The organism is Streptomyces sp. NPDC057486 (assembly GCF_042802415.1).
Classification (GTDB): domain Bacteria; phylum Actinomycetota; class Actinomycetes; order Streptomycetales; family Streptomycetaceae; genus Streptomyces; species Streptomyces yanii.
In genome coordinates this window covers 21,643-29,988 of sequence record NZ_JBHVEE010000120.1, presented here as the reverse complement: position 1 = coordinate 29,988, position 8,346 = coordinate 21,643, and the positions used below count along the sequence as shown (strand labels likewise).

Below are 8,346 nucleotides of genomic sequence, written 5' to 3'. Positions count from 1 at the left end.
GGGCCCGGCCGCGCCGTAGCTGCGGCCGGGCCCACAGATCCCCGCACTGCTCGCGTTCAGGTGGTGACGTCGTACGAACCGTCTTGCGTCGGGTCGGTGTCGGGGGCGCCGTGGTCGGCATCGCCCAGCGCGGGCAGCAGTCGCTGCCGGGCCCGCCGGATGTGGCTGCGCATGGCCGCCGCCGAAATGTCCGGATCCGACTCGCGCAGCGCCTCCAGGATGCGCTCGTGCTCCACGCACGTCGCCTCGGCACTCTCTTCGCGGAAGTGGAGTCGGTAGAGGTGCGCGTGCGCATGAAACCGTCGCAGCGTGTCGGCCATCAGCGCATTGCCGACGGCGTTCGCGATCCGGGCATGGAACAGCGCGTCCTGGAGGAAGAAAAGACGCAGAGTCTCCCGGCTCGCATCATGCTGCACCCTGCGCATCTCGCGGAGGTGCCCCTCGAGGGCGAGCAGGTCGTCGGCTGTGATGCGGGTGGCCGCCCGGGCCGCCGCGACGGGTTCCAGGAGCAACCGCATCTCGAACAGGTCACCGAAGTCCGCACTGGTCATGAGCGGAGCCGCCGTGTAACCGGCCAGGGAGCGCTTGACCACCAGACCATCGGATTCCAGCCGGGCCAGCGCCTCGCGGACAGGCGTGGGCGAGACGTCCAACTCGGCAGCAAGGCCGTTGATGTTGAGCTTGGTCCCAGGTTCGATCTCATGACTGACCAGCCGCTGCCGGATCATGTCGTAGACCGTCTCGGCCAGGATCAGGCGTCCCGGTGCCGAAGCCATCGTGCCCCCTTGTGTCGCTGCCTCTTCTCACTCTATCCAGCTCAAAGATCATATACGATCAATGAAATCGCGTCGTGGATGAGTGCTCCGCACACACGCCCCCACGGGGCGCCTTCCACTCGGAGGAGCGGGCCGCGAAACCCTCGCACTCCGCAGGAAAATGCCTATGTGGAAGCCGGGATCCCGCGCGGTTGCGCAGCCTTCATCTCGATTGAGTCACGGCTCTTGACGGTCCAGGACCGGAAGGCCCAAGCTCCTCGAAAAATATACGATCCATCGAATCGTAAGGAAGCTGAACCATGAAGCGTTCGCTCATCACCCAGGCGAGGCTCGTCATCGGAGCATCCGTGGTGCTGGCGGTGGCTCTCACCGGCTGCAGCACCAAGGGCTCGGCATCCGCCGGTGACCAGGCCCCGTCGGCCGCGAAGACAACGCCGTCGAGTGTCAAGGTCGCGTTGGTGCCGGGCGGAGCCCACCCGTACTTCCAACCGTGGAGCGCCGCCGGCGCCAAGGCCAAGGCCGACTTCGGGCTCGGTGACGTGACGTTCAACGAGACGGCCGAGTGGGACCAGAACAAGCAGAACGGCCTGCTGACCTCGCTGGCGGCGCAGGGCTACAACGCCTTCGGTATCTTCGGGGTCTCACCGACGGACATCAACGCCACGTTCAGCGACCTGAAGTCCAAGGGCTTCGCGGTCGGGTCTCTGGGCTCCTGCCCGACCGGTGATGCCGACAAGGCCGACTTCTGTCTGTCGACCGATGTCGAGCAAGCCGCGTACAAGGCCGCGAAGGCAGCCATCGACGCGATGGGCGGACACGGCACTCTCGTCCACCTCACCGGCAACAACGTCGACTCCAACACCCAGCGCCGGATCGCCGGGGTGAAGAAAGCCGTCGACGAGACCGACGGCAAGGTCAAGCTGCTGACGACCGTCACCGACACCGACAAGGACCTGCAGACGGCGCAGAAGGCGGTCTCGGACCTGCTCACCAGTCATGGCTCGAAGGTCGACGGGATCGTCTCGACCGCCTACAACCCGGCGGTCGCGGCTGCCGCGGGAGTGAAGGCCGCCGGCCTGCCGATCAAGGTCATCGCCATCGACGACGACCCGAAGATCCTCGCGGGCATCAAGAACGGCTCGGTCGCCGCGACGGTCACCCAGAATCCGGTCGGCCAGGCATACGTCGGTGCGTGGGCACTCGGTCAGCTTCAGAGCAAGGCATGCACGGTGCGCACCCCGGGTGTGGTGATCGACTCCGGGTCCTTCGTCGTCACCCGCGCCAACGTCGCCGGTTACGACACCGAGCGTGAGGCCAAGACCCAGCAGCTGCTCAGCGACTTCAAGACCGACGTCCTGTCCTGTTCCTGACCAGCAGCGCGCACTGCCGTCCGGCTGACCTGCGGGACCGCCGGACGGTTCCAGCCACCGAAACCAAGGACATGAGAATCATGGCCAAGATCGTCGAAGCTACCGCCTACCTGGCCGACATCGAGGTGGAGACGCTTCGAACCGACGCTGTCCAGGCGTTCCTCAAGCAGGAGACGATTTTTGTCGACCTGACAATCGACGACGGCAGTACCGGCACCGGCTACTCGTACACCATCGGCACCGGCGGGACGTCCGTGCTCGCGATGCTCCGCGAGCACCTGCTGCCGCGGCTGATCGGCGCCGACGCCGCCCAGATCGAGCACATCTGGTTCGACCTGTTCGCCTCCACCCGGGCCACCACGGTCGGCGCGATCACATCACTCGCGCTGGCCGCGGTCGACACCGCTCTGTGGGACCTGCGCTGCAAGCGCGCCGGAGAGCCGCTGTGGCAGCTGGCCGGCGGCTTCCGCCGACGCGTACCGCTCTACGACACCGAAGGCGGATGGCTGCACCTGTCGACCGAGGAGCTGGTGCAGGGAGCCCTCGCCTCGCAGGCCGCCGGCTGGCAGGGAGTGAAGCTCAAGGTCGGCAAGGAGCGCGTCGACCAGGACCTCGAACGGCTGAGCGCGGTACGCGACGCGGTGGGCCAGGGCCTCGACATCATGGTCGACGCCAACCAGTCGATGACCTACGCCGAGGCCCGACGGCGGGCCGCGGCCTTCGAGCCCCTCGGCCTCGCCTGGTTCGAGGAGCCGCTGCCCGCCGATGACGTGGCGGGCCACGTCGCCCTCGCCCGGTCGACCTCGATACCCGTCGCGGTGGGCGAATCCCTCTACTCCGCCGCGCAGTTCCGCGACTACCTCGCCCGTGGCGCGGCGTCCATCGTGCAGGTCGACGTGGCACGGGTCGGCGGTATCACGCCGTGGCTGAAGGTCGCCCACCTCGCCGAGACCTTCAACGTCGACGTCTGCCCGCACTTCCTCATGGAGCTGCATGTGAGCCTGGTCGCCGCGATCCCCAACGGGCGCTACGTCGAACACATCCCCCAGCTCCGGGCCGTCACCCGCAGCCCGATGCTCGTCGAGGACGGGCACGCGGTCGCGCCCGACGCCCCGGGCCTGGGCATCGCATGGGACCTCGACGAGATCGACAACCGGAGGAAGGCATGACCACGGCCCGAGTGGACGAGAACAAGCAGCCCGCCGAACCACGGTCGCCCGAAGAGCGCTCAGCCGAGGAGCACTCGTCGGCTCGCCGCTCCGCACCACGCTCGCCCGGCTTCGCTCAGCGGGTGAGCCTGCTCCTGGTGATCGCCGCCCTGGTCGTGCTCTTCGGCTCGATGCGCGGCGCGTTCTTCGACCAGCAGCTGGTCGTCTTCCCGCTGCTCCGGGACATCGCGACGATCACGGTGGTGGGCCTCGCGCAGCTGGCCGTGCTGTCGATCGGTCACATGAACCTCGCGGTGGGCCGGATGGCCGCGTTCTCCGCGATGTTCATGGGCTTGGCCTATCAGAACTGGCACCTGCCGCTCTACGTGGGCCTCGTGGTCGGACTTGCCGCGGGTGCCGCGATCGGCGCGCTGACGGGCTGGATCATCACCGCCACCGGCGTCAACTCCTTCGTGGTGACGCTGGCCATGGACTTCGCCCTGCTCGGCCTGGTGTCCCTGGTCTACTCGCAGTTCGCCACCATGGCGGCCTTCACGGCCAAGCCGGCGGGCATGGCGGAGCTGCGCGACTACTCCTTGGCCGATATCTGCGTCGGCCAGGTCTGCGGATCCCCGGCCGTCCCGCAGCTGATGCTGTTCACCCTCGCGGCCATGGGGCTCGTCGGCTACCTCTACAGCCGGACCCGGCTGGGTCGCGAGCTGCTCGTGGTCGGCTCGAACATCACCGCCGCCAACCTTTCCGGGATCCCGGCGGGACGCCGGGTCGTCACCGCGCACGCCCTCTCCGGGACGCTGGCCGGGCTGGCCGGATTCATGCTCGCCGTCACCTCCGGATCGTTCACCGCCGGCATCGGCAGCGAGTTCATGATCCCGTCCTTCCTCGGGCCGGTGCTCGGCGGCACCCTGCTCACCGGCGGTGTCGTGTCCGTCATCGGCACGTTCCTCGGCACCTCCCTGGTCCAGGTGATCCGCCAAGGGCTCACCACGCTCGGCGTCGGCCTGGAGAACCTCAACATCTACCTGGGCGTGATCCTCCTTCTCGCGCTCTCCACCGAACGGATCAGGACCGCGGTCTCGACCAGGAGGACGGTGTCATCCTCATGAGCATCCAGACAGCACCCGACATGAGCACGCGGAGTGCTCCCGGGGCGCGCGTACGGTGGTTGCCGCGGCTCGGCCGCTCGACGGAGGCGACCCTCGCGGTCGTCAGCGTCCTGGCATACGCGGGGCTGGTCGCCGGCTCGCACGGCGGCCTGCTGCACGGCAACGCAGTACGCGGCGTCCTGGTCTATCTGACCGTCCCGATTCTCATCGGGCTCGCCCAGCTCGTCGTCCTCGCCGTCGGGCAGATGAACCTCTCCGTCGGCGCGCTGGGAGGCTTCCTCTCGGTCTCCATCGGCGCCCTCATGGCCGACCACGGCGTCCCCACCGGCGTCGCCGTCGCCATTGCCCTGGCCGGAGGCGCGGCCATCGGAGCCGCCAACGGCCTGCTCGTCGTGACCACCCGGATCAACGGCTTCATCGTCACCCTGGCTGCCATGACGATCCTGGGCGGCCTGCAGTACAAGGTCGCGGGGACGCGCACCATCGACCTCCCTGAAAGCTCGCTCAGCAGGCTCGGATCCGCGAGCGTCCTCAACGTCCCGGTGATCTTCCTGATCGCCCTGGCGACCGCCGCGATCCTGGCCTTCTTCCTGCGCCGGGCGACGGCCGGACGGCGACTGCTGGCAAGCGGTGGCAACCCGCTGGCCGCGAGGCTGTCGGGGATATCCAACGACCGCTCGCTCATCCTGGCGCACAGCATCTCGGGGCTCGTCGTCGGCATCGCCGCGGTGCTCACCGCAGCCTCGGCACCGGGGGTGAACACCAGCATCGGTGCGGACTGGCTCCTGCCCAGCTTCGCGGCGCCGATCATCGGAGGCGCCGCGCTCGCCGGTGGCGCGATCTCCGTCCTCGGCACGGTCCTGGCTGCCTTCGTGGTCCGGCTCGTCGACGTCGCCCGAGCGCAGTACTCACTCGACCCAAGCTGGGTCAACTTCACCGTCGGGGCGGTCGTCCTGGGCACGGTGATCCTCGGTCGGCTCCGCGAGACCCGACGAGCCCGCGCCGCGCGGCGTCCCGCCGCAGACGCGCCGCAACAGCACACCACCGGGAGCCCCTCGTGACCGAACGAAAGCCCGCACTCCTCGCCGCAGGCCTGGTCAAGAAGTTCCCCGGGGTACGAGCCCTGGACGGCGCCACTCTGCGCATGGACCCCGGTTCGGTCCACGCTCTCCTCGGGGAGAACGGCGCCGGGAAGTCGACCCTGATCAAGATCCTCACCGGGGTGCACCGCCCCGACGCAGGGACCCTGTCTCTGGCCGGCCGTCAGATCACGCTCCACTCGCCGCTCGACGCGGTCAGGGCAGGCATCGGTGTCGTCCACCAGGAGCGCAATCTCGTGCCCGAGTTCTCCGTCGCGGAGAACACCACCCTGCACCGCACACCCACCCGTCGCGGGCTCGTCGACCGCGACCGGATGCGTGAGGACGCGCGTCGCTGCCTCGAGTTGATCGGCCTCGACCTGGACGTCGACACCCCGGTGAAGGAGCTGTCGGTCGCGCAGATGCAACTCGTGGAAATCGCCAAGGCACTGTCGGGAGACAATCGCGTCCTTCTGCTGGACGAGCCGACCTCGGCGCTGACCCTGGCCGAGGCCGACCGACTGCTGGAGGTGGTGCGGCGACTGCGCGACCAGGGCACGTCGATCCTGCTGGTCAGCCACAAGCTGGAGGAGGTCTTCGCGGTCGCCGACACCGTCACGGTGTTGCGCGACGGCGCGTCGGTGCTGGAAGCGGCCCCGCTGGCCGCGCACAGCCGCGACGAGGTGGTCGGTCTGATGGTCGGCCGCAGCCACCAGCAGGTGACGTTCCCCCCGCGAACCCGCGACGAGGAGGGTCCGGCCGCGCTGGAACTCGACTCCGTCTCCACCGCGTCCGGGCACCGCGACGTCAGCCTCGACGTGGGCCGCGGCGAGATCGTCGGGCTCTACGGCCTGGTCGGCGCGGGGCGTACCGAGCTGGCGAAGGCAGTGCTCGGCCTGGACCGGATCACCGACGGCCGGATCCTCGTGGCCGGACAGGAGGCCCGCATCGGCAACGTCGGCCAGGCGCTCAACACCCACCGCATCGGCTACGTCCCGGAGAACCGCAAGGAGGAAGGTCTCTTCCTCGACCAGCCGTTGACGATGAACATCGCAGCCACGGTCTGGCCCCGCATCCGCAGGGCTCTGGGCTACGTGGCCCGGCGGCGGGAACGCTCTCTCGCCGAGGAGTACACCGAGCGGCTGGGGATCAGGACGTCCGGAACCGGACAGCTCGTCGGCCAGCTGTCCGGCGGCAACCAGCAGAAAGTCAGTCTGGCCAAGTGGCTGGCCGCCGACACCGAGATCCTCATCATCGACGAGCCCACCGTCGGCATCGACATCCGTACCAAGGCCGCCTTCCACCAGGTGATCTGGCAGCTCGCCGCCGAGGGCATGGCGATCCTGCTGATCACCAGCGACCTGCCGGAGATGGTGACACTCGCCGACCGCATCGTCGTCATGCGGGACTTCAAGGTCACCGGAACCGTCGACAACAGCCACGACTACGCCGAGACGAGCCAAGCCGTGATCGGCCTCGTGCACCACGTCGACCGACCGGCCGCATGACAGAGAAGTGGTGAATCCATCCATGCGCAGATTCGGCATGGTCATCGCAGCAAGGCCCGAAAAGCTGGAGGAGTACAAGCGGCTGCACGCCGAGCCGTGGCCCGGCGTCCTGGCAGCGTTGCAGGCGCATCACATCTCGAACTACTCGATCTTCCACAGCGACGGATTGCTGTTCGCCTACTTCGAGTACCGGGGCGACGACTTCGCCGCTGACATGGCCTCGATCGCCAGGGACCCGGTGACACAGGAGTGGTGGAAGCTCACCGACCAGTGCCAGCGACAACTGTCGACGGCACGCGAGGGCGAGTGGTGGACGGAGATGGAACAGGTATTCCTCATGGAGTAGCTGACCGTGCCCGACCGTTCGGCCACCAAGGCCCCGCACATTCATCTGATGCATGCAGACAGAGGCATGCCAGCCATGGAGGCCCGGCCTCCGCACCACTGGAAGGTACGACATGAAGCTGCTGCGTCTCGGCGCACCCGGCGAGGAGGTCCCGGCCGTCCTCGGCGAAGACGGCCGCGCGTTCGCCCTTTCGGGCCTGACCCGTGACATCGACGGGGCATTCCTCGCCTCGGGCGGACTCGACCGGGTACGCGACGCCCTGGCCCGGGGCGGGCTGCCCGTACTCGAGACGACGGGCCTGCGGATCGGCGCGCCGATCGCCGGTCCCGGCAAGGTCGTCTGCGTCGGCCTCAACTACCGCGATCACGCGGAGGAGACCGGGGCCGCCGTCCCCGAACGGCCGGTGGTCTTCATGAAGGACCCGGCAACCGTGGTCGGGCCGTACGACCAGGTGCTGATCCCCCGCGGCTCGGTGAAGACCGACTGGGAGGTCGAACTTGCGGTCGTCATCGGCAAGGAGGCCCGCTACCTGGCCGACCCCGACGAGGCCGCGGGGTGCATCGCCGGCTATGCCATCAGCAATGACGTCTCCGAGCGTGAATTCCAGCTCGAGTACTCCGCCCAGTGGGACCTCGGCAAGTCCTGCGAGACCTTCAACCCGCTGGGTCCCTGGCTGGTGACCCAGGACGAGGTGGGCGACCCGCAGGCGCTCGGCCTGCGGCTGGCCGTCAACGGCGAAGTACGCCAGGACGGCGGCACCAAAAACATGATCTTCGGCATCCATTACCTCGTCTGCTACCTGAGCCAGTACATGGTGCTCCGGCCGGGCGACGTGATCAACACCGGAACGCCGGCCGGTGTGGCCCTCGGTCTTCCGGGGACCCCGTACCTGCGCGCGGGCGATGTGGTGGAGCTGTCCGTCGACGGCCTCGGCACCCAGCGCCAGACCTTCGTCAGCGCGTGACAGTCGGCACCTGCCGCTGCTCACGCGACTG

The 8,346-nt window shown here is 68.4% G+C and carries 8 protein-coding genes; 7 read left to right on the top strand and 1 reads right to left on the bottom strand.

All coding sequences use genetic code 11. The annotated features are described in order from the left end of the window. Positions 1–56: 56 nt before the first annotated feature. Positions 57–776: a GntR family transcriptional regulator gene (locus tag ACFU6I_RS37185; protein WP_384375360.1), complete on the bottom strand. Its 720-nt coding sequence runs from the start codon at positions 774–776 to the stop codon at positions 57–59. Positions 777–1,075: 299 nt separating this feature from the next. On the opposite strand from ACFU6I_RS37185, the gene ACFU6I_RS37180 reads away from it, so the two are divergent. The 7 genes from ACFU6I_RS37180 (at position 1,076) to ACFU6I_RS37150 (ending at position 8,315) form a co-directional block, all read left to right on the top strand. Next, positions 1,076–2,146, top strand: a complete 1,071-nt coding sequence (locus tag ACFU6I_RS37180; protein WP_384375357.1) for a sugar ABC transporter substrate-binding protein — start codon at positions 1,076–1,078, stop codon at positions 2,144–2,146. An 80-nt stretch (positions 2,147–2,226) separates the two neighbouring features. Next, the gene (locus ACFU6I_RS37175) at positions 2,227–3,315 is read left to right on the top strand and encodes a mandelate racemase/muconate lactonizing enzyme family protein (RefSeq protein ID WP_384375354.1); all 1,089 of its coding nucleotides are present in this window, start codon (positions 2,227–2,229) and stop codon (positions 3,313–3,315) included. Next, entirely contained in the window at positions 3,312–4,418 is a 1,107-nt protein-coding gene (locus ACFU6I_RS37170) for an ABC transporter permease (RefSeq protein WP_384375351.1), read from the top strand. Before ACFU6I_RS37175 ends, ACFU6I_RS37170 begins: the two co-directional genes overlap by 4 nt. Next, positions 4,415–5,479, top strand: coding sequence for an ABC transporter permease (locus ACFU6I_RS37165; RefSeq protein ID WP_384375348.1), 1,065 nt, complete (start codon positions 4,415–4,417; stop codon positions 5,477–5,479). Before ACFU6I_RS37170 ends, ACFU6I_RS37165 begins: the two co-directional genes overlap by 4 nt. Continuing rightward, positions 5,476–7,005, top strand: coding sequence for a sugar ABC transporter ATP-binding protein (locus ACFU6I_RS37160; protein WP_384375344.1), 1,530 nt, complete (start codon positions 5,476–5,478; stop codon positions 7,003–7,005). The genes ACFU6I_RS37165 and ACFU6I_RS37160 overlap by 4 nt, the downstream gene beginning before the upstream one ends. Positions 7,006–7,027: 22 nt before the next feature. Beyond that, entirely contained in the window at positions 7,028–7,351 is a 324-nt protein-coding gene (locus tag ACFU6I_RS37155) for an L-rhamnose mutarotase (RefSeq protein ID WP_384375341.1), read from the top strand. Positions 7,352–7,463: 112 nt separating this feature from the next. Then, the gene (locus ACFU6I_RS37150; protein ID WP_384375338.1) at positions 7,464–8,315 is read left to right on the top strand and encodes a fumarylacetoacetate hydrolase family protein; all 852 of its coding nucleotides are present in this window, start codon (positions 7,464–7,466) and stop codon (positions 8,313–8,315) included. The last annotated feature ends 31 nt before the right edge of the window (positions 8,316–8,346 follow it).

What these genes read in the sequence shown, in the direction of transcription:
- ACFU6I_RS37185 (WP_384375360.1), bottom strand. Translation starts at nt 776, where the DNA reads ATGGCTTCGGCACCGGGACGCCTGATCCTGGCCGAGACGGTCTACGAC.
- ACFU6I_RS37180 (WP_384375357.1), top strand. Translation starts at nt 1,076, where the DNA reads ATGAAGCGTTCGCTCATCACCCAGGCGAGGCTCGTCATCGGAGCATCC.
- ACFU6I_RS37175 (WP_384375354.1), top strand. Translation starts at nt 2,227, where the DNA reads ATGGCCAAGATCGTCGAAGCTACCGCCTACCTGGCCGACATCGAGGTG.
- ACFU6I_RS37170 (WP_384375351.1), top strand. Translation starts at nt 3,312, where the DNA reads ATGACCACGGCCCGAGTGGACGAGAACAAGCAGCCCGCCGAACCACGG.
- ACFU6I_RS37165 (WP_384375348.1), top strand. Translation starts at nt 4,415, where the DNA reads ATGAGCATCCAGACAGCACCCGACATGAGCACGCGGAGTGCTCCCGGG.
- ACFU6I_RS37155 (WP_384375341.1), top strand. Translation starts at nt 7,028, where the DNA reads ATGCGCAGATTCGGCATGGTCATCGCAGCAAGGCCCGAAAAGCTGGAG.
- ACFU6I_RS37150 (WP_384375338.1), top strand. Translation starts at nt 7,464, where the DNA reads ATGAAGCTGCTGCGTCTCGGCGCACCCGGCGAGGAGGTCCCGGCCGTC.